General features: G+C 59.9%; 18 protein-coding genes. 5 read left to right on the top strand and 13 right to left on the bottom strand.

Annotated features, from left to right (window positions below; all coding sequences use genetic code 11):
- Positions 1-9: 9 nt before the first annotated feature.
- The 13 genes from miaA to rimI form a co-directional block, all read right to left on the bottom strand.
- A complete protein-coding gene (miaA, locus tag B5V00_RS00090; RefSeq protein ID WP_085008256.1) occupies positions 10-942 on the bottom strand; it encodes a tRNA (adenosine(37)-N6)-dimethylallyltransferase MiaA in 933 nt (310 codons plus the stop codon).
- A 2-nt stretch (positions 943-944) separates the two neighbouring features.
- Positions 945-2,750 carry a DNA mismatch repair endonuclease MutL gene (mutL, locus tag B5V00_RS00085; RefSeq protein ID WP_085008254.1) on the bottom strand — a complete coding sequence of 602 codons (1,806 nt, stop codon included), beginning with the start codon at positions 2,748-2,750 and terminating at the stop codon, positions 945-947.
- 52 nt (positions 2,751-2,802) lie between these two features.
- Positions 2,803-3,702, bottom strand: a complete 900-nt coding sequence (locus B5V00_RS00080; RefSeq protein WP_085008252.1) for an ExeA family protein — start codon at positions 3,700-3,702, stop codon at positions 2,803-2,805.
- A gap of 8 nt (positions 3,703-3,710) precedes the next feature.
- Positions 3,711-6,179 carry a tetratricopeptide repeat protein gene (locus B5V00_RS00075; protein ID WP_085008250.1) on the bottom strand — a complete coding sequence of 823 codons (2,469 nt, stop codon included), beginning with the start codon at positions 6,177-6,179 and terminating at the stop codon, positions 3,711-3,713.
- A gap of 92 nt (positions 6,180-6,271) precedes the next feature.
- Positions 6,272-7,666, bottom strand: coding sequence for a glucose-6-phosphate isomerase (locus tag B5V00_RS00070; protein ID WP_085008248.1), 1,395 nt, complete (start codon positions 7,664-7,666; stop codon positions 6,272-6,274).
- A 228-nt stretch (positions 7,667-7,894) separates the two neighbouring features.
- Positions 7,895-8,605, bottom strand: coding sequence for a pseudouridine synthase (locus B5V00_RS00065; protein WP_085008246.1), 711 nt, complete (start codon positions 8,603-8,605; stop codon positions 7,895-7,897).
- 18 nt (positions 8,606-8,623) lie between these two features.
- A complete protein-coding gene (scpB, locus tag B5V00_RS00060; protein ID WP_139800598.1) occupies positions 8,624-9,217 on the bottom strand; it encodes an SMC-Scp complex subunit ScpB in 594 nt (197 codons plus the stop codon).
- Positions 9,204-9,974, bottom strand: a complete 771-nt coding sequence (locus B5V00_RS00055) for a segregation and condensation protein A (RefSeq protein ID WP_085008242.1) — start codon at positions 9,972-9,974, stop codon at positions 9,204-9,206. The genes scpB and B5V00_RS00055 overlap by 14 nt, the downstream gene beginning before the upstream one ends.
- Positions 9,975-9,976: 2 nt before the next feature.
- Positions 9,977-10,660, bottom strand: a complete 684-nt coding sequence (locus B5V00_RS00050) for a site-2 protease family protein (protein WP_245803876.1) — start codon at positions 10,658-10,660, stop codon at positions 9,977-9,979.
- 236 nt (positions 10,661-10,896) lie between these two features.
- A complete protein-coding gene (locus B5V00_RS00045) occupies positions 10,897-13,572 on the bottom strand; it encodes a CBS domain-containing protein (RefSeq protein WP_085008240.1) in 2,676 nt (891 codons plus the stop codon).
- A 294-nt stretch (positions 13,573-13,866) separates the two neighbouring features.
- Positions 13,867-14,799 (bottom strand): dihydroorotate dehydrogenase, encoded by a 933-nt coding sequence (locus B5V00_RS00040; protein ID WP_085008238.1) that lies wholly within the window; start codon positions 14,797-14,799, stop codon positions 13,867-13,869.
- Positions 14,799-15,653: a dihydroorotate dehydrogenase electron transfer subunit gene (locus B5V00_RS00035; protein ID WP_085008236.1), complete on the bottom strand. Its 855-nt coding sequence runs from the start codon at positions 15,651-15,653 to the stop codon at positions 14,799-14,801. Before B5V00_RS00035 ends, B5V00_RS00040 begins: the two co-directional genes overlap by 1 nt.
- Positions 15,654-15,835: 182 nt before the next feature.
- Positions 15,836-16,282, bottom strand: a complete 447-nt coding sequence (gene rimI / locus B5V00_RS00030) for a ribosomal protein S18-alanine N-acetyltransferase (protein ID WP_085008234.1) — start codon at positions 16,280-16,282, stop codon at positions 15,836-15,838.
- Positions 16,283-16,548: 266 nt separating this feature from the next.
- Here rimI and purM point away from each other — a divergent pair, with 266 nt between their 5' ends.
- From purM to rpmB, 5 genes are all read left to right on the top strand, one after another.
- Entirely contained in the window at positions 16,549-17,592 is a 1,044-nt protein-coding gene (gene purM, locus B5V00_RS00025) for a phosphoribosylformylglycinamidine cyclo-ligase (protein WP_085008932.1), read from the top strand.
- 6 nt (positions 17,593-17,598) lie between these two features.
- Positions 17,599-18,261, top strand: a complete 663-nt coding sequence (gene purN / locus B5V00_RS00020; protein ID WP_085008232.1) for a phosphoribosylglycinamide formyltransferase — start codon at positions 17,599-17,601, stop codon at positions 18,259-18,261.
- A 10-nt stretch (positions 18,262-18,271) separates the two neighbouring features.
- A complete protein-coding gene (locus B5V00_RS00015; RefSeq protein ID WP_085008230.1) occupies positions 18,272-18,742 on the top strand; it encodes a 2-thiouracil desulfurase family protein in 471 nt (156 codons plus the stop codon).
- A 3-nt stretch (positions 18,743-18,745) separates the two neighbouring features.
- Positions 18,746-19,966 (top strand): hypothetical protein, encoded by a 1,221-nt coding sequence (locus B5V00_RS00010; RefSeq protein ID WP_085008228.1) that lies wholly within the window; start codon positions 18,746-18,748, stop codon positions 19,964-19,966.
- A gap of 87 nt (positions 19,967-20,053) precedes the next feature.
- Entirely contained in the window at positions 20,054-20,245 is a 192-nt protein-coding gene (gene rpmB / locus B5V00_RS00005; protein ID WP_085008226.1) for a 50S ribosomal protein L28, read from the top strand.
- Positions 20,246-20,421: the final 176 nt, after the last annotated feature.

The following is a 20,421-nucleotide window of genomic DNA, read 5'->3' as shown; positions in this document are numbered from 1 at the left end:
CGCTCCTTTTTAGGCTGCATTAAATTCGGCAATTAACTCTGTGATTCTAACAAACTCACGCTCGGGGTCAACCCAAATAATGGAAGAATCCCGGCGAAACCAGGTCATCTGACGCTTGGCATAGCGACGGCTGTTGCGTTTCACCAGCTCAATCGCGGTCGGCAGATCGCAATCTCCCCGCAGATAGGCCATCACTTCCTGGTAGCCGATGGTTTTCAGCCCCTTGACATCAGCGGGACATCCCGAGGCGAGCAGCGCCCTGACTTCATCGACCAGGCCGGCGGCAAACATCGCGTCAACCCGCTGTTCAATCCTCCGGTAAAGATGCTCCCTTTTCTGCAGCAGACCCAGCTTCAGCAGCCGGAACGGATGTTCGGAAAAGGCATGGCGGGCCTGAAAATCGGACATCCGGCAACCGCTCAGCGCCTCGACCTCCAGGGCCCTGACAATGCGCACCTGATCATTGGGACTGAGCCTGGCGGCGGTCGGCGGGTCAACCTGCTGAAGCCGCCGGTAGAGCCTGCCGAGACCATGTTCTCTCGCTTCGGCCTCCAACGCGGCACGCAGCCGGGGGTCGGCCGGCGGCGTCTCCGCCAGTCCAGCCGTCAGGGCCTGGATGTAAAGCCCGGTGCCACCGACCAGCAACGGCCATTGACCACGGGCGGCGATGTCGGCAATCGCCGCGTTTGCCAGATCGACAAAATCGGCGACGCTGAACGGTTGTTCGGGTTCCACCAGGTCAATCAGGTGATGCCGAACCCGGGAGAGTTCTTCGGCGGTCGGTTTGGCGGTGCCGATATCGAGCCGCCGGTAAACCTGGCGGGAATCGGCCGATATGATCTCAACAGGAAACTGTTCGGCAAGACTCAGCGCCAGACCGGTTTTGCCGCTGGCGGTCGGACCGCAGATCACCAGCAACGGTTGCTTCGGTTCATTCGTCATGGTCAAATCCGGTGAAAGAACTTTTCCACCTCGGCCAGGCTGAGGCGATGCATCACCGGACGGCCATGGGGACACTGGGCACTGAAATCGATACTGTCAAGGTCCTTCAGCAAGGCCCGGATCTGCGCCTCGGTCAGGGCCTGATTGGCACGCACCATCCGGTGACAGGCCATCAGGATCAGAACCTTGTCCAGGGCCTCTTCGATCAGCGAACTGCTGCCGAGACCGGCAAGTTCAGCGGCGACATCACGCACCAGTTGTTCCGCATCACTGCCCGACAGCAACTGGGGAACCGCCTTGAGGACAAAAGCATTGCCGCCGAACGGTTCCAGTTCGAACCCGAGTCGGCCGAGCTTTTCAAGGTTCTCCTGCAGACGACACTGTTCCAGGTGACTGAATTCCAGCACCGGCGGGAACAACAGGCTCTGGCGCTCAATGCCCCCCTGCCGCCATTGGGCACGCAGGCGTTCGAAACCGACCCGTTCATGGGCGGCATGCTGATCGATCAGCAACAGGTCCGGACCATCCTGGCAAAGCAGGTAGCTGTTGTGATACTGGCCGATCAGCCGCAGCCCGGAAAAAAAGCCGGCATCCTCCTCAACAGTTTCTGCCGCGGGCGCCGACGGCATGGCAAAAACGGGCCGCGAATCCGGGGACGGTGACGGCGTCCGGGCATAACGCTGCAGGCTTTCACGAATTTCCGCCTGACGATCAGTTCCCGACGGGGACGGCGTTTTCTCCGACATCGGGAGGACGGCACCCGGTCCAGACGCCTCCGCACCCGGCGTCGGCCCGGGATCGGCCGGAGAAACCCAGGACGACTCACGCAGGGCATCGGCAAGACCGGCGACGATAAAATCGTGGACCTGACTCTGCTGTCGGAAACGAACTTCATGCTTGGTCGGATGCACATTGACATCCACCAGTTCCGGGTCAAGTTCCAGGAACAGCACCACGACCGGATACCGCCCCTTGGGCAACAGGGTCCGGTAACCGTCGAGCACGGCATGCTGGACGACGCGATCACGAATATAGCGGCCGTTGACAAACGTGTAGATCGTCCCGCTGGTGGCCCGGTTGGTCTGCGGGGGAGAGATCAGACCATGGATACGGCAGTCGGGTCCGGCAGCATCAATCTCCACCAGGTCTGAGGCCAGGTGTCTGCCAAGCAGGTTGGCAACCCGGGCACGCAATCCTTCGGCGCGACGCACGTCGATCAAGGCGCGACCATTGTGCAACAATCGAAACTGGATATCGGGATGGGCCAGGGCCGTCCTGGTGACCACTTCACCGATGTGTGCCAACTCGGTTTCGTCGCGGCGCAGAAATTTGCGCCTGGCGGGCAACCGGGAGAAGAGGTCTCGAACCTCGACACTGGTCCCGGGAGCCATTCCGCAGACATCGGCCCGTTTGACCTCGCCGCCATCGAGGAGCAGTTCCATACCCGCTTCACACTGCGGCGGACGGGAACGCAGCACCATGCGGGAGACGGCGGCGATGGACGGCAGGGCCTCACCGCGAAAGCCGAGAGTCTGCAATTTGAATAAATCGTCGGCGGAGGATATCTTGCTGGTGGCATGCCGCTCCAGACAGAGGAAGATATCGTCCCGGTCCATGCCGCAACCATCATCGACAAGACGAATCAGTTTCTTGCCGCCCTTCTCGATTTCAATGGTGATATCGCGGGCGCCGGCATCGATAGAATTTTCCAGCAGTTCCTTGACCACCGAGGCGGGGCGTTCGACAACCTCACCGGCAGCAATCTTGTTGCACAGATTTTCCGGCAGGATTTTGATCTGGCTGGTCATAAAAGTAGGGAGCGGCGGGAAACTTCAACCGCGGCAGACGGCCGATTGCGGATCATTTCTTTTCGAGACTGTCCAGCATGCTTTCGATCTCGGCCAGGTCATCCGCCTCGCTGCGCGGCGGCGGCGCAACCACCGGCTGCTGCAGCAACCCGAGATCGCCGACAACGCTGTTGAGCACCTGGGCATTGACACGCGGCAACTTGCGCAGATAAGCCTCGAACAGGCAGTTGTCACAGATGGTATTGATCAGGCGCGGCACCCCGCCGGCATAACGGTGTATGGCAGGCACCGTATCGGCGTCAAACAACATCCGCGGGGCCTTGGCAACGCGCAGACGGTGCTTGATATAGGCTTCGGTCGTCTCTACGGGCATCGACTTGAGGTGATACTTGACCGCCACCCGCTGCGCCAGCGGCTCATCAAGACGCAGACAGTCTTCAACCTCGGGCAACCCGAAGAAGATGATATTGAGCAACTTCTTGCCGGGGATTTCAAGATTGAGCAGGCCGCGGAATTCTTCCATCAGTTCCCGCGATTCAAGCATTTGCGCCTCATCGATCAGCACCACCGCCCGGCGACCGCTTTCCTCGATATCCAGCAGCCGGTCATAAAGCTGCTTGAGCAGCGTCAACCGGTCCATGGCGGGAGCCTCCACCCCCAACTGCATGGCGATCCGGGTCAGAATCCATTCCTGGGTGATCCCGGAATGAACCATCACCAGCAACGAAGATTCATATTTTTCTTCCGGCAGGTTTTCCAGCATCCGGCGGGCCAGGGTGGTCTTCCCTGTGCCGACACCACCGATCAGCACCGCCAGCCCCTTGTTCGAGTCAATGGCGTACATCAACCGCAACAGGGCCTGACTGTGTTGTTCCGTGTCGTAATAGAAACGGGCATCAGGAGCATTTGAAAATGGTTCACGCTCAAGCCCGAACTGCTCTAGATAACTCATAAACTCACTTAGAGATAGGTGACTTTTTTCCTGTTTCCAGCCGTTCCTACGTTACCGGCCAGATCATTTTCCGCCATCCCCAACCGGTCCCGCAGCTGTTTAATGCGAACCCCGACATCACGATAGAAGTGGTCTGATTCCGCCACCTTGAGAAAACACTCCAGGGCTTCTTCCGCCATACCGGCCCGTTCCTTGAGCTGCCCGATTTCAAACGTCAGATTAAGGCGTTCATCGGGACCGATACCGGGGTAGGCCAGAGCAAGCCTGAAAACTTCTTCAGCGGCGTCAAAGTTGCCCGTTTCGACCAGGCAGAGAGCCTTCAAAGACAAGCTGTCCAATCGCCTTACAGGATGATTCATGGCGAGATCGAACTCCTTGATGGCGTCTTCCAGCAGACCCATCTCCTTGTAGGCGATGCCGAGATTATAGTGGGACTCCGCATCTTCCGGGAGCATGTCCGCTGCCCCCTCATACTGCGTTCTGCGAAAGGCGTCATCCCAGTCAAAGGCACTCTCGTCCTCATCGGGCAGGGATTCCGCCACAGGCTCTTCAGGCCGGGTTGAAGCCGGGGCCGCTTTACCCTGCCGGACGGCAATTTCAGCAAGAAGATTACGTGCTTCAATACACACGGCATCAAAATCGAGAATCTCCCGGCAGACCCGCTCAGCCTCGGCCAACAAGCCCTGCTGCATATAAAATCCGGCTTCTTCAAGACGCGCGGGAATATCCACGACAGTTTCCGCGGCCGGCTCTTCGACTTCTTCGACTTCTTCGACTTCTTCGACTTCCTCGACTTCCTCGACTTCCTCGACTTCCTCGACTTCCTCGACTTCCTCGACTTCCTCGACTTCCTCGACTTCCTCGACTTCCTCGAGCGCTTCCAACTCGACAACTTCTTCTGCAACGGTTTCCGAATCCCGGTCAGAACGGGCGGCAAGCTCGGCCAGCTTCGGCTCCTGCTCCCCCTGAACGGTCGTTACGGATTCAACAACCGCATCAGCCGACACGAAGTTCGAATCGTCCATCGTCTCCGACACCGGGGATTCGTCATCGAACTCAAGCTCGAGTTCGAGTTCAACCTCTACCGCCGAGACGTCCTCCTGATCGGATTTCTCATCCATTACTGCGGCGGCGTCCCCGGCGACGACTGACGATGACATCATGTCCAGCTCGGGTTCCCCGCTGTCGTTGCCGGCAACTTCTTCGAGGAATTCCAGCGGCACTTCATCGGCGGGCAACTCTGACGATGGCGACTCATTTTCTTCCACGGCCGGAACCGGCTCACCACCCTCGAAAGGCACTTCCAGCGGCGCCCCTTCAGGCACATTGTCTTCAATACTTTCAAGATCACCGACAACATCGGTCAGCAGATCATCGTCGAGGGTCTCGAGATCCTCAACCAGACCGTCCTCCGAGGTGGAAGCCGGTTCATTGTTGCTCGACATCAGGTCAAAAAGCTTGTCACCGTCTCCGGAAATTTCGTAGATGGCATGCAGGGTTTTGATAACCCGCTCATTCTGCGGCAGTTCTTCCCTCAAGGTTTCGTAACATGCCTTGAGGGCCCTGATCCGGTCCGATTCGAAAAAGGCATCCTTCCATTCCTCCAACTCATCAAGAGCCCTCTCATAATCCCCGCCGTCGAGACAAGCCTGGATCAGAGCCTGCCGCAAATCCAGATCGTCGCCGTTCCGGTCCAGCAACCGTTGATACGTCAAGCGTTCACTGTCATAGTCGGCGACCACCCGATAACCATGGGCAAGGCAACGCAACACCTGTTCCGCCTCGCCATCGCCGGTCAGCAACTGCTTGAGCAGGGCGATCCCGGCCGCCGGTTGCCCGGTACGAATCAGAGCATCGCCCTTATGCAGAAGGATCTCCGGGTCTTCCGGAAAAAAGGGCAGAAACATATTGCAAAGATTCAGGATTTTACCGAAATCATCCTTTTCCAGCAGCCGTTGCAGAACTTCCTGAAATTCCTCCCGCGCCTTATCGCGCATCCCGCTGCAGGCACAGGACTCGGCATATTTGACCAGGACATTGAGATTCTCAGGTTCAAGCTCTTTCATTTTCTGCAGCACGCTGATCGCCTCGGCGGCCATCTGGTGCTGCTCATAATAAGCCACCAGGCTGCGATATTCGGCCAGGGCATTACCGATCAGACCCTGCTTTTCATTCAGCTCAGCAAGCCGATGATAAATTTTGATCTGGCCCTCATCGAGCTTCTGCATCTGCTTGTAAACAGCGATCGCTTTCAGGTAGAACCCATTTTCTGAATAGTACCTGGCAACGGCTTCATATTCTTCGAGGGCATTATCGAGTTGGTGGGCACGGCTGTAAAGTTCGGCCAGTTTCTGCCGGCTGCGGATATCCTTGGGATCGATTTCCACGATTTTCTGGAAATCCCGGATCGCCTTGGCGACCTGTCCTTTCTGGAGGTTCTTTTGCGCGGACGCGAGAAGTTTTGCTTTATTCGACACGGACTATCCCTCGGATCGCAAAAACACACAAAGTAAAGTAGAAATTTAAACCAACAGGCATTGATCTGTCAAGCGATCAATAACAATTTTTGCTAGAGTTGGCGCCTAGTTACGCCACCGACAATCGATTCGAAACGTTGCTTCATGTCCTCGAACCCGGGACGGTCCATCAACCCGTATGTATACTTCTTTCCTTCCTCGACACCGGGTTGATCCAGCGGGTCAACGCCGAACAATCCACCGGCGAACAACGTCTGTACCTCGAACAGGTAAACGAGGCCACCGACATTCTGTGGAGAAACCCGGTCCAGGGTCAGGGTGCAGTTGGGCCGGCCGTTACTGGTCAGGGCAGCCGCCGTGGCCTGCTGTTCGGCTTGGATCAGCTCGGTCATGCTGCGTCCGGAAAGGTAATCAAGATGCCCGGCTCCGGGAAACGCCGGGAAGACCAGGTCCCGACCATAGTCTTCGACCGCGAGAAAGGTCACCACCTTGTCGAAGGGCCCCTCCATGTAGAGTTGTACCTGGGAATGCTGATCTGTCGTTCCGAGCGCCTTGACCGGTGTGGGGCCGACATGCACCCGGCTGCCATCGAGAGCTGTTCGCTTGCCGAGGCTCTCGGCCCAGAGCTGACGATACCAGTCGGCAATATCGCGCAACCGGTCACTGTAAGGCATCAACACGGAGATATGCTGCCCCTTGCGATAGGACAGGACCTGCAGGGCGGCATTGAGATAAGCGGGATTTTCCAGCAGATCGGAGCGGGTGGCCCGTTCCTCCATCTCGGCCGCGCCGGCAAGCAGGGCGTCGATATCAACCCCGGCAACGGCCAGCGGCAACAGGCCGACCGGAGTCAGAACGGAAAAACGACCACCGACACCACTCGGGATGGCACAGCTGGTCAACTGTTCACGCTCCGCCAATTCACGCAAGCTGCCGGACTCGGGATCGGTAATCACGACCAGGTGATCGCGCCAGCGGTCACCGAGAGCGGTTTCCAGCCAATGTCGGGCGATCATCAGCTGACAGCTGGTCTCCACCGTGGAGCCCGACTTGGAAATAACGCAGAAGATGGTTTCATCGGGAGTCAGCAGGTCGAGAGCTTCACCGAAACCGGCCGGATCAACATTGTCGAGGATCAGCAACCGGGGCCGCCCATCCCGTTCAACAGCAGGCAGCAGGTTGTGATAAAGAGGACGCAGGGCGCGAAAGAGCGCCAGGGTGCCGAGGGCCGAACCGCCGATTCCCAGCACGACGAAATGGCTGCAGCGTCCGGCCAACTGGTCGCCCAGTTGTTTCACAGATTCCAGCACCACGCGATCAAACGGCAGGTCGTAAAACGGCAGCAGGCCCTGCTCACGGCGCTGCATCAAGTCCTGATGGATGGCCTGGGCGGGTTTCCGCAGGGCATCCAGTTCATTCGGGCTGATGCCGCAAGGTTCACCGATGGCGTCAGCAAGCATATTGGTGTAGTCAAGGCGGATCGACATGAGGTTCCCTCCTCCGGAAAAGCTTAGGTATCAAATCCGATCATTTTCCCGAATCGGTGGGTTCCTGTCGGATGGAGAGCGTAAGTGCTTGGCCTGAATGGGATTGCCAAAAATTTAAAGCGCACCCACAGGTTCGCTGGTCATTTCTGGGAAGCTCAGGCAGGTCAATGACTGGCGCTATCCGCCGACAAGGGGCTCACGGATTCAGGATTCATATTATGACAAGTTCTAAAGGCTTTTCAAACGATCGATCTCCCCGGCATTCAAAATCCGCATTTTTCCGGTCGGCAGGTCGCCCAGATCCAGAAATCCCAGGCGGATGCGCTTCAACCGGCTGACCGACAAACCGACCGCTTCACACATCCTGCGAACCTGCCGATTGCGTCCTTCACGGATCGTGATTTCCAGCCAGGCGTGCCCCCCCGAACTACCCCGGACGCGAACCACGGCCGGAGCCGTGATCCCGTCAGCAAGCGCCACGCCACGCTCCAGCTTGCGACGGATCTCCGCGGTCACCGCACCCCGGATTCGAACCAGGTAGGTTTTTTCCACCTTGTGACGCGGGTGAGCAAGATGCTGGGCCAGTTCACCGTCGTTGGTCAGCAGCAGCAGCCCTTCGGTATTGTAATCGAGGCGACCCACCGGGAACAGCCGCGGCAGATGCGGCGGCAGCAGGTCGAGGACGGTTCGCCGACCCTGCGGGTCGCTGACGGTGGTCACGCAACCAGTCGGTTTATTGAGCAGCAGGGTGACTTTTTCAGCCGCTCCCGGCAACGGTCGGCCGTCCACCAGCACCACGTCAACGGCGGGATCAACCCGGCAACCGAGATTGGGCATCTCCCCGTTGACCGTAACCCGCCCCGCCCGGATCCATTCCTCGGCGGTGCGCCGCGAACAGAGACCGGCCGCGGCGATGACTTTCTGCAGGCGTTCCGCCATGGCAATCACACCGCCGGCTCAGACCGACGACTCCTCTGCAGCCTGATCATCGGCCGTAAACGGCAACGGAAGATCGGCAATTTCCTGATCGAGATCAATTTCACTGAATTCCTTCAGAGTCGGCAGATCATTGAGACTGCGCAGACCGAACACCTCCAGGAATTCGCGCGTGGTGCCGTAAATCAAGGGTCTGCCGGCAACTTCCTTCTTGCCAAGAATACGGATCAGGTGTTTGTCAAGCAGAGTCTTGATCACCCCGCCGGAATCGACCCCCCGCAGATACTCGACATCACCACGAGTTACCGGCTGACGATAGGCGATGATGGCCAGGCTCTCCAGTGCCGCCCGGGAAAACCGGAACGGTTTGCTGCAATTGAGCTGTCGCACCGCCTCGACATGACGGGCCGCGGTGCGGAACTGGTAACCGCCGGCAACCTCGGCCAGCCTGATGCCACCGTCACGCCGGTGATACTCTTCGGCCAGTTCCTGCAGGGCGGATTGCACCAGAGCGCGGTCACAGGCGACCAGTTCGGCCAACCGGTCAGCCTTGAGCGGGACATCGGAAACGAACACCATCGCTTCCAGCATTCCTTTCAGATCAGTGATATCCAAGGCTGTCCTCCTCCGGCAGGGAACCATTCAGGGGCTCGGCATCGGCAATCGGAAAAAGCCAGATCGAACCGCAACGATCATTCTGCATCAGTTTGACGGTGCGCATCTTGACCAGTTCCAGCATCGCCAGAAATGTGGCAATGACGTCATTGCGGCGCGGTTTCTCCTGAAACAGATCGCTGAAGGCCAGACTGTCGCAACCACTCAACAGGCCGAGGATATGGTTGATGCGTTCGGCAATCGAAACCTGTTCCAGCCCGACCTCATGGGCAACATCCCGCGGCGCCCGGGCGAGAATATCCTGCAATGCCTCGACCAGGTCATAGATACCGACCTCGTAGAAACCGGCATCTTCCTCTTCCACGGCCAGCTCGGGAGCGGTGAACTTGCGGGCAAAGACATCACGACCGAGCAGTTCACGCTCATCGAGATCAAGGGCGGCGTCCTTGTATTTCTGGTATTCAAGCAGACGTCTGACCAGTTCGGCGCGCGGATCTTCCTCTTCCTCTTCGACCAGTTCATCTTCCGACGGCGGCAGCAGCAGCTTCGATTTGATGTACAGCAGGGTTGAGGCCATCACCAGAAATTCACCGGCGACATCGAGGTTCATATGGTGCATGGCGTCAAGGATCGCGAGATACTGCTCGGTAATGCGGGTAACCTGGATATCCCAGATCTCCATTTCATTCTTTTTGATCAGGTGCAGCAGCAGATCAAGCGGCCCCTCGAAATTCTCCAGCTTGATATCAAGGTTCATCGCTACCGCCCAACCAGGATGCCGGCCATCTGATGAACCACCGGGGCCGCCGGACCGGAAAGTACGGCGACCAGGGACCAGATCAACGGGCCGAGAAACCCGCTCCAGATCGGGGTGTAGAAGATCAGGACCAGGACCAGAACGAAACCGAACGGTTCCAGCCGCGCCAGCTGCATGCCGTAACGTTCCGGCAGCAGACCGACCATCACCCGACCACCGTCGAGAGGCGGTAAAGGAAAGAGATTGAAGATACCGAGCAGAACATTGATGAAAAGACTGGAGGCGATCATCAGGGCAACCGGTTGCAGAACATGGTCGAAGGCCATGTCGCCGGCAAAACGTCCACCGTAAAGAAAAACCACCCGCAGCAACAGGGCCGAGAGTACGGCGATCAACAGGTTGGCCGCCGGACCGGCCAACGCCACCAGGACCATTCCCTGGCGCGGGTTGCGAAGGTTGCCGAAATTGACCGGTACCGGCCGTGCCCAGCCGAAGCCGAACAGCACCAGGGCCAGGGTGCCGATCGGGTCGAGATGGCGGAAAGGGTTGAGGGTCAACCGCCCCAGCAGTCGCGCCGTCGGGTCGCCCAGTTTTTCCGCGACAAATCCGTGGGCGACCTCATGCAGGGTGATGGCAAACAGGGCCGGTACCAGCATGATCGAGATTTTGGCAATCAGGGTTTCCAAAAGCGGTGATCTTTCTCGACAGGGTTGAGGGCTGTGCCGGCAATCGGCAGCGAAAGGTTGTTCAGGTTTTGATGCTTTCGCAACAACGTAATGTTGTTGGCTGAGGCAGCAAGGCGTGCGTTTGTCGGGCAATGAGGCGCACTGACGTACGTCGAAGCAGCAAGACAAGCGCAGCAACGCAGCTGCTGGTGAGTTTTTGCGACGCCATCAGGTTTTAGCAAACCGCCCGGGACAAGTCAATCAACGGTGGCACCTGGTTCGGAACGGCAACGCAGAAAACGTTTTCGCACCAGGGCCAGTTCATCATCGCGGCTGTGCAGACGGCCATTGAGGCGCCCGGCAAGCAGGGTATCGAGAATCTCCCGGAACAGGGGGCCGGGAGGAAGGCCGAGCCGTTCGAGGTCATGGCCGTTCAATTCACAGCGGACCTGCTGCAGGCTGGAGAGATAGTGTCCCACCCACTGGCGGATACTGTCATCGCCCAGGGCCATCAGGAAAAGCAGCATCTCGCTGTCCAGCGGGCGAAGCATCCGGTACAGATCACTCGCTTTCGGTTCTGTTCCGCGCCTCACCCGGCGCCTGAGCCCGGCCAGCACCTTCTTGGCAGCACGACGCTGCTCGCACAACAGGTCCAGGAAGCGGGGGGCCACCTTCAGTCGACGGCACATCCCGAGCATGCTGTCATCGTCGAGCCTGGCCGTCAGGCTGAGCAGAAAAACCAACCAGGGTTCACAGGGTTGATGCAGGTAGAGTAATTGATACCAGTGAACAACCCTGCGGGTTTCAGCCACCAGCCCCGGCATCCGGGCATCGACTTTCAGATTCGGATGAATGTACTTGAGCAGGTCAAGATCAGCCATCCGCTGGATAGCCGGCCAGGGATCGGGTTCCCGTAGAATCAGCTCCAGTTCGCGAAACAGGCGATTACCGCCGACCCGTTCGATGAACCCCTGGCGCACGGCACTGCGCAGCAGGTGTTCGGTCGGCCGCCCCATGCGGAACCCGAGGCGCTGTTCAAAACGAACCGCCCGATAGACACGGGTCGGGTCCTCGACAAAACTGAGATTGTGCAGCACCCGCACGGCGCGGTCCTTGAGGTCCCGCTGGCCGCCGAAGAAATCCAGCAGTTCGCCGAAACTGCCCTCGTTCAGGGCGATGGCCAGGGTGTTGATGGTGAAATCCCGCCGGAACAGGTCCAGCTTGATCGAGGCATATTCAACCGTCGGCAGCGCCGCCGGCTGCTGGTAGTACTCCATCCGCGCCGAGGCGACATCGACCTTGAATCCATCAGCAAAGATCAGCACCGCGGTGCCGAATTTCTGATGGGTCCGCAACCGACAGCCTTCCCGGGCGGCGATTTCGCGGGCAAAAGCGATGCCGTCTCCTTCCACCACCAGGTCGACATCAAAATTATCCTGCCGCAGCAGCAGGTCCCTGACCATGCCGCCAACCAGGTAGACCTGCGCCCCCAGCTCTTCACCGACCCGACCGAAACTGCGCAGCCGCTGCTGGAGATCCCGCGGCAGACGTTCGCGCATGAACCGTCCGAGCTGCTTTTTTTTCAGCCATGGACCGCCCATCCGGCGTTGCCCCGGAAGCGCCTGCCCGTGCGGGTGCTGTTCAAAGGAAAGCAGCTGCCGCAACAGATCGGTGCGAGTCAATACCCCGACCAGCCGCCCCTCCTCGACAACCGGCACCAGGCGCTGGTTGTCGGCCACGATCAGTTCCTGCAGCTGGTGCAGCGGCGTTTCGGGACTGACCGTGGTGAAAGAACCATCCATGTAGCTGCCGACCGAATGGGCCTGAAGGCCGTGATGGGCCGCCTTGTCGACCGTCTGCCGACTGATCAGGCCGACAACCTGACCGGTGTCATCGAGTACCGGCAGGACATTGACATTGTAACGATTCAACAATTCACGCGCGGTGCCGATGGTTTCCCCGGCGGCGACCGACTTGACCGGGCTGGACATCAGCTGCCCGGCCAGCCAGCGCGGACGGACCTGGCGCTGCAGAACCTGCGGCAGACGGTCAAGTACCTGAACCAGCGTCTGGTCGCGCACGGTGCCCGAAGCGGCGAAGGGATGACCGCCACCACCGAATTCCTCGAGAATGGCGCCGACATGGACCTCGGGGATACGCGACCGGCCGACCAGAAAAATCCGGTCCGCCATCCGCACCGCGATGATCAGGGCGTCAAGATTCTCCATATCCTTGAGCTTGTGCGCCAGCACCGCCAGGTCACCGACATACTGTTCACTGGTCGCCTGACTGATGCAGATCTCATGACCGTTGACAGTCAGGATCTGGCGGTTCTGCAGCAACTGGTGCAGCAGCCCGACCTGGTCGGCGGTCAACTCCTGAGTCAGAAAATCCGCGACCGCGGAGAGCGCCGCGCCGCAATCGAGCAGAAAGGCGGCGGCTTCGAAATCGGCGCGGGTGGTGGAACTGAACTGCAGGCTGCCGGTATCTTCATAGAGACCGAGCATCATCAGCGTCGCCTCATCGGCATCGGGACGGATCTGCTGTTCGGCGAACAACTGGCAGAAGAGCGTAACGGTTGACCCCACCGGCCTGATCACTTCATAAGTCCCATGGAGGTCGCCGGGTCCGGTCGGATGATGATCGTAGATATGCACCTCAACACCGGGCCGGCGGGCGACCTCGCCGAAAGGTCCGATGCGGTCCGACTGCCGGACGTCGACCAGGATCAGCCGTTCGACCTGCTCCATATCGATGTCGCGCAGGCGCTTGAAGTCGTAGGCGTAGATGGTGCTGCGCAGGAAGAATTCCCGCAGGTTGCGTTCCTGCGAGCCGGGAAAAACCATCTCGGCGTCCGGGTACAGCTTGCGCGCTGCCACCATGGCGCCAAGACAGTCGAAATCGGCATTGATGTGGGTGGTGATAACGTCCATAGGGCGCTTCGCGCCGGGCGCCGGGCACTGGGCGCCGGGCACTGGGCAGTTTACCTGAATCAGTGAGTTTCTGTTGGATGGAGAGTGCAAGTGCTTGGTCTGAATGAGCTTTGCAAAAATCTGAAGCGCACCCATAGGTTCGCTGGTGATTTTTGGGAAGCTCAGACAGATCAATGACTTGTGCTATACGCCGACAAGGAGCTCACTGATTCAGGGTTTAGGTATCGCCGGGAACAAGGGGAAGTCCCCCTCAGCTAAGGGGACTGTCCCCTTCCGCCGAAATCCTGAAAGAAATTATACCTCAAGACTGCCGATCAGCTCCCGGATGTCCGCGATTCCCTCCTCTATGCAGAACCGTTCCAGGCCGTCGATCACCTGCTGCATGGCATCCGGATCGACGAAGTTGGCGGTACCGACCTGCACCGCCTGCGCCCCGGCGATGAGGAATTCGAGGGCATCCTCGGCGCTGCTGATGCCGCCGACACCGATCACCGGGATAGCGACCGCCTGCACCACCTGGTACACCATGCGAACGGCAACCGGGCGGATCGCCGGTCCCGACAGCCCACCGGTGCGGTTGGCAATTTTCGGCTTCCTTCGGCGCACGTCAATCGACATGCCGGTCAGGGTATTGATGCAGCTGACCGCGTCGGCGCCGGCATCGGCCACCGCCCGGGCGATCACGGTAATATCGGTGACGTTCGGCGTCAGCTTGACAATCAGCGGTTTGTCGAGATTCTTCCGCACCACGTCGACCGCCTGGTGGGCGGCCTGCGGATCGGTACCGAAGACAATCCCTCCCTGCTTGACGTTGGGACAGGAAATATTCAGCTCAACCGCCGCCAGTTCGGGAATCTCGTTCAGCCGTCGGGCGACCTCGCCGTATTCCTCCAAGGTATTGCCGAAGAAGTTGGCAATCACCGGGGTATTGATTTCCCGCAGGAAGGGCATCTTGTGTTCGATAAAGGCATCCACCCCGACATTCTGCAGGCCGATGGCGTTGAGCATGCCGCTGACCGTTTCACAGATGCGCGGGGTCGGATTGCCGGCCTTGGGCCGCAGCGACAGGCCCTTGGTGACAATCGCGCCAAGCCGGTTGAGATCGAGATAGGGGGCGAACTCTTCACCATAACCGAAGGTTCCCGACGCCGGCATGACCGGATTTTTCATCCGCAGTCCGGCGATTTCCACCGCCAGGGAGACTTTGGCCGTTGATTGCTGCGACATCATTTACATCCCTCGCAAGTGCCTTCGGTCCGGTCCAGGCGGTCCCAGGCCAGTTGTTCTGCACGGAAAACCGGACCTTCCTTACAGGTACAGAGAAAGCGCGGACTGGTTTCGGAATGGCCGACACCCTTGACCACGCAACCGAGACAGGCGCCGACCCCGCAGGCCATCAGGGCTTCCAGCGACACCTGCAGCGGCACCTGGCGCTGACGGCAGATGCCATAAACCGCTTCGAGCATCGGCAGCGGTCCGCAGGCAAAGACTTCGGCGTCGGGATCAGCGTCGAGCTGCTGCTGCAGAACCGCGGTCACCAGGCCGCGATCGCCTAGGCTGCCGTCTTCGGTTGAAACGTAGGTCTGCACGCCGAGACGTTCGAACTCGGTCACGACGATGATATCGTCACGGGTGCGCCCCCCCATCAGCAGCCTGACTTCGCTGCCGTCGACCAGCTGCTCGGCGAGCATATAGAGAGGAACCAGACCGATACCGCCGCCGACAAGGATTTTGCGCCGTCCCGGCTCGCCGCCATCGAAACCGCGCCCCAGGGGCCCGAGAATCTCCACCCGATCACCATGGTGCAGTTCGCTCATCATGGCCGTCCCCTGGCCGACCACTTTGTAGAGAATTTCCAGGTATTCAACCGGCGGCAGGCCATCAACATCCGAAGGTTGAAACCCGGTACGGAAGATGCCGAAGGGGCGGCGCAGCAGCGGCAGCAGCGACAACTGCACCCGGAACATCAGAAACTGGCCGGCACGGCAATCGGCAACAGCACCGGGAGCCTGAATCCGCATGCGCCAGTAACCGGGGGATATCTCCTGGTTGGCCAGGATTCGGGTCTTGAAGTTTGACATGAAACAGTCTCTCCTGGTTTTGCAAAAGGGTCAACGCCGGCAAGGTGTTTTCCCCAGGCTGAGCAAAAATGTCCAGATGCAAGGCGTCCACACACCCGCGGCATAAGGCGTACCGGAAGGTACGTCGTTGACGCGGGGGAAGGACAACGCCGCAGATGGGCGTTTTTTATCAGCCTGCAAGGCTAACAATCCGGGTCGGGTCTCCGCCAGTCCATCAACAGGGCGTCCTCGCCGTCGTGATAATAGCCCCGGCGACAATCGGAAACCCGGAACCCGAGTGCCCGGTAGAGGGCGATGGCGCCCCGGTTGCCGCTCCGGACTTCAAGGAAGGCACGGGCCACTCCGGGATCGGCAAGAACCTCCGCCAGCAGACGGCGGGCAATCCCGCGACGCCGATAATCGGGATCGGTTGCGACGTTGTGGATTTCCAGTTCGTCACCGATCTGCCAGCAGCACAGGTAACCGGCAATACTGCCGTCGAGTTCCGCCACATGGAAACGTGCCACCGGGTTGCCCAGTTCCCGGCAAAAAAGCTCCTGACTCCAGGGGTGAGGCTGACAACGACGCTCAAGTGCGGTAATCTTTTCAAGATCGTCAGCCGTCAGGCGGCGGATGTACAGTCTGTTCATGGCGAGACAGCATGATAGTTGAGCCACAGCTCTCTGTAAAGGATTGTTGCAATCTGTCCGAGACTCTTTGTCCGGCCGCAGGAGGCGGATTCAGCATTGACACCCCGGCAACATTGATTTAAAAAAGGGTCCACTTCGCCTGAATCCGTGAGTTCCTGTTGGATGGAGAGTGCAAGTGCTTGGCCTGCTTGTGCTATCCGCCGACAAAAGTGCTCACTGATTCAGGCTTCAGCCAGAGGAGTTCCACCTTGTCCAGAGACAAGCAGATGACCTACAAGGATGCCGGCGTCGATATCGATGCCGGCAATCGTTTCGTGCAATTGATCAAGCCCCTGGTCAAGGCAGCTTCGCGGCCCGAAGTACTGACCGACATCGGCGGCTTCGGAGGCCTCTTTTCGCTCAATACCGGCAAGTATCAGAACCCGGTTCTGGTGTCCTCGACCGATGGCGTCGGCACCAAGCTGAAGCTGGCCTTCATGCTTGACAAACACGACACCGTCGGCATCGACCTGGTGGCCATGTGCGTCAATGACATCATCGTCCAGGGGGCCGAGCCGCTCTTCTTCCTCGACTACCTGGCGACCGGAAAGCTGGCACCGGAGAAGGCGGCCGAAATCGTTGCCGGCATCTCCGAAGGTTGTGTGCAGTCCGGCTGTGCCCTGATCGGCGGCGAAACAGCGGAAATGCCGGGCATGTACGGCAACGGGGAATACGATCTGGCCGGCTTCACGGTCGGCGTGGTCGACAACAACAGCATCATCGACGGGTCAGCCATTACCGACGGAGATCTGGTCATCGGCATCGGCTCGAGCGGTCTGCACTCCAACGGTTACTCCCTGGCCCGCAAGGTTTTTCTCGAAACCATGGGGCTCTCCCTCGATGCCCGCCTTGACGGCCTGGAAGGCACCCTCGGTGAAGAACTGATCACCCCGACCCGGATCTACGTCAAATCGATCCTCAACCTGCTGCGGGATTTCGAAATCAAGGGGATGGCCCATATCACCGGCGGCGGCCTGCTGGAAAATGTCCCGCGGGTGCTGCCGCGCCACTGCCGGGTCGACATCGACACCACCGTCTGGCCCAAACCGGCTATTTTTGAACGACTGCGCGAAGGCGGCAACATCGCCCCGCAGGAGATGTACCGGACCTTCAACTACGGTATCGGCATGGTGCTGATCGTTCCCGCCGCGCAGGCCGACGACATCCTGGTCCGGCTCGGCGGCCTGGAGGAACAGGCCTGGCAGATCGGTACCGTCTCCCTCTGTAAAGACGGCGAAGAACAGGTCATCCTGCATGGTGTCGGAGATTAACGGGCCATGTCCGGCAAACTGAAAATCGGCGTCCTGGCCTCAGGAAGCGGCACCAATCTGCAGGCGATCATCGACCGTTGCCGGGACGGCAGCCTGGATGCCTCCATCGCGCTGGTGATCAGCAACAACCCCGGCGCCGGTTGCCTGGAACGTGCCGCGGCCGCCGACATCACCACCCTCTGCATCGATCATCGACAGTTCAGCAGTCGCGCCGACTTCGATCACCGGGTCGTCTCCGCACTGCAGCAGGCAGGGGTTGAACTGGTGGTCCTGGCCGGTTTCATGCGGTTGATCAGCGACGTCTTCCTCGAAGCCTTTCCCGGACGCATCATCAACATTCACCCCGCCCTGTTGCCGGCCTTTCCCGGCCTGCACGTGCAGCGCAAAGCGATTGAATACGGCGCCCGTTTTTCCGGCTGCACGGTTCATTTCGTCGACGGCGGTGTCGACACCGGGCCGATCATCCTGCAGGCTGTGGTTCCGGTCCTGGAAGATGACGACGAGGAGAGCCTCGCCGCCCGCATTCTGGTCGAGGAACACCGTATCTACCCCCGCGCCATTCAACTGTTCGCCGAAGGGCGACTGCGGATCGAGGGCCGCAGGGTCCGCATCACCCCATCGGTCTCCCCCCTGCGGGCGAGCCTGATCAACCCCCCGCTGGACGACTGACCAAACGGCCATGAGCGAGCGCAAGGCGGAACCGATTCTTGTCAGCAGCTGTCTCCTCGGTCTGCCGACCCGCTACGACGGCAGATGCAAAGCCAACAGCGCCGTTCGCGTCTTTCTACAGCGGCACAACCTGATTCCGATACCGGTCTGCCCGGAACAGCTCGCCGGTCTGCCCACGCCGCGCCCCCAAACCCGTTTTACCCGCGGTGACGGGCGGTCACTGCTCAACGGTGACGGCGAGGTCCGCAACGAATTGCAGCAACCGGTCAGCAGCCTCTTCCTCAAGGGAGCCGGACAGACGCTGGCGATTGCCCGGCTGTGCGGCTGCCGGCGCGCTATTTTCAAGGAACGCAGCCCCTCCTGCGGCAGCCGCCACATTTACCTGGAAGAACGGGTTGTCCCCGGAATGGGCGTTGCCGCGGCCCTTCTCGAACAGCACGGAATCGAGCTCTGGTCGGAAGAGAACCTGCCGGAAGGATGAATCATGGCCAATCAGCATTACGACCTGATCATCGCCGGCGATGCCCCCGGGGCACGCATCGCCGGAATCCTGCTCGGCCGCAGGGGACTGCGCGTCCTGCACCTGCATGGCCGGGGCTGGCCGCAATACCTGCTCCGGAACAGCTCGATTCTGCTTGACGATCTGCTCGATCAGCTGCAGGCCCGTCACTGCCTGACCGCAACGGTCCCGATCCAACTGCATTTCGAGACAACCTGTATCGAAATCCACGGCAGCAGCCCCTGGCAGGATGAGATCCGCCGGGAGTTGCCGCAATCCTACCCGCAGATCATCGCCCTGCTCGACCAGCTGCAGCGCTGGGGGCAGACGCTGCAACACACCCTGCGCGAAATCGGCGGCAGCCCCGTCTTCAACCTTCGTCACAAGGTTCGCTGGCCCCTGGCATGCCGCCGCAAGGGGCTGCCTGGCGGTCTTCTGCGCCAGTCCTTTGCCGACTGGTGCGCCCGGCAACCGATCTGTGCCGAAGGCCGTCAGCTGTGCCGCTCCCTGCTGGCCGCTGTCTGCCTGATTCCAGCCACCAACCTGAGCCTGGCCGAAGCCGCTCTGGCCTGGGACCAACTGCTCGGCCGGCAGTCCGTGGCCGGCGCTGTTCTCGACAAACTGCTCGAACAGCGCCTGGCCGATACCGGTGCGACCCGGCGCCCCCTGGAGCAGCTCAGCGGTCTGAATTCCCTCCGTTCGGGAACTGTCCAATGTCACCTCGGCGCGGAAACGGTCTCCTGCGATCGACTGCTGCTGGCGGCCCGACCGACTCCCCCGGTCCCGGGTTGGCCGGAGTCACAGGGCGGTCCGGCACTATGGGAGTTGCAGAGACCAACTACGCAACCATCGAAGCTGCTGGCGCCGCGATTGTTGATCCATTCTCCGGCGGCAGCGTTTCAACTTGCCCTGGGACGCAACCAGAACCGGCCGGAAATCTACCTGCGTTGCCCGGCGGAGATCGATCCGGCAACGGACCTGGCGGTCGAACTGAGTTGTCTGTTCCCCGGAGATCAGCCCGCATTCAACCGGCTGCAGAACGGCCAGGCCCCCGCATCCTCCGGTCCATGCGGCGAGCGCGGGGCGCTCCGGCCCGCCAGGGCTCTCTACCAGGCCTGTGCCGAACAGCTCTATCCCGCTCTCGGGCTGCTTGGCGAAGCCCTGGTCGCCCTGACCTTGACCGGCATGAAGAAAAAAGGACCATAGCCGTCCTGTGAGTTGAAAAAGTCCCTTGCATTCTTTTCCGAAGCATGCTAGAAAATTGCGTTCTGAATCTTGAGGAGGTATCGATCGATGGCCAAGGTATGTGAAATCTGCGGAAAAAAACCGACGACCGGCAACAATGTCAGTCATGCACATAACAAAACCCGTAAAGTCTGGAATCCGAATCTGCAGAAGGTCAGGGCCCTGCGGAACGGTCAGGTCCGGGCGATCAAGGTCTGTACCCGCTGCATCCGTTCCGGAGCGGTGGTCAAGGCCGGCTGACGCAACCGGCAGCTGAAACTGAAAAAGGCGGTTCGCCCTCGGGGTGAACCGCCTTTTTTGTGCACCGGCAACGGGGCCAGTCCCCTTCATCAAGGGGGACTGGCCCCGTTGCCTTGCGCGTCATCTCACATCTCACATCTCACATCTCACATCTCACATCTCACATCTCACATCTC

This window comes from Geothermobacter hydrogeniphilus (assembly GCF_002093115.1).
GTDB lineage: Bacteria > Desulfobacterota > Desulfuromonadia > Desulfuromonadales > Geothermobacteraceae > Geothermobacter_A > Geothermobacter_A hydrogeniphilus.
The sequence above is the reverse complement of the archived record's forward strand: the minus strand, read 5'-3'. Positions and strand labels throughout refer to the sequence as shown.

Excerpts from the sequence above, each read along its gene's own strand:
- B5V00_RS00015 (WP_085008230.1), top strand. The coding sequence starts at position 18,272 with ATGAGCGAGCGCAAGGCGGAACCGATTCTTGTCAGCAGCTGTCTCCTC.
- purN (WP_085008232.1), top strand. The coding sequence starts at position 17,599 with ATGTCCGGCAAACTGAAAATCGGCGTCCTGGCCTCAGGAAGCGGCACC.
- B5V00_RS00010 (WP_085008228.1), top strand. The coding sequence starts at position 18,746 with ATGGCCAATCAGCATTACGACCTGATCATCGCCGGCGATGCCCCCGGG.
- B5V00_RS00080 (WP_085008252.1), bottom strand. The coding sequence starts at position 3,702 with ATGAGTTATCTAGAGCAGTTCGGGCTTGAGCGTGAACCATTTTCAAAT.
- mutL (WP_085008254.1), bottom strand. The coding sequence starts at position 2,750 with ATGACCAGCCAGATCAAAATCCTGCCGGAAAATCTGTGCAACAAGATT.
- B5V00_RS00045 (WP_085008240.1), bottom strand. The coding sequence starts at position 13,572 with ATGGACGTTATCACCACCCACATCAATGCCGATTTCGACTGTCTTGGC.
- rpmB (WP_085008226.1), top strand. The coding sequence starts at position 20,054 with ATGGCCAAGGTATGTGAAATCTGCGGAAAAAAACCGACGACCGGCAAC.
- B5V00_RS00070 (WP_085008248.1), bottom strand. The coding sequence starts at position 7,666 with ATGTCGATCCGCCTTGACTACACCAATATGCTTGCTGACGCCATCGGT.
- purM (WP_085008932.1), top strand. The coding sequence starts at position 16,549 with ATGACCTACAAGGATGCCGGCGTCGATATCGATGCCGGCAATCGTTTC.
- rimI (WP_085008234.1), bottom strand. The coding sequence starts at position 16,282 with ATGAACAGACTGTACATCCGCCGCCTGACGGCTGACGATCTTGAAAAG.
- B5V00_RS00055 (WP_085008242.1), bottom strand. The coding sequence starts at position 9,974 with ATGAACCTTGATATCAAGCTGGAGAATTTCGAGGGGCCGCTTGATCTG.
- B5V00_RS00040 (WP_085008238.1), bottom strand. The coding sequence starts at position 14,799 with ATGTCGCAGCAATCAACGGCCAAAGTCTCCCTGGCGGTGGAAATCGCC.
- miaA (WP_085008256.1), bottom strand. The coding sequence starts at position 942 with ATGACGAATGAACCGAAGCAACCGTTGCTGGTGATCTGCGGTCCGACC.
- B5V00_RS00065 (WP_085008246.1), bottom strand. The coding sequence starts at position 8,605 with ATGGCGGAACGCCTGCAGAAAGTCATCGCCGCGGCCGGTCTCTGTTCG.
- B5V00_RS00035 (WP_085008236.1), bottom strand. The coding sequence starts at position 15,653 with ATGTCAAACTTCAAGACCCGAATCCTGGCCAACCAGGAGATATCCCCC.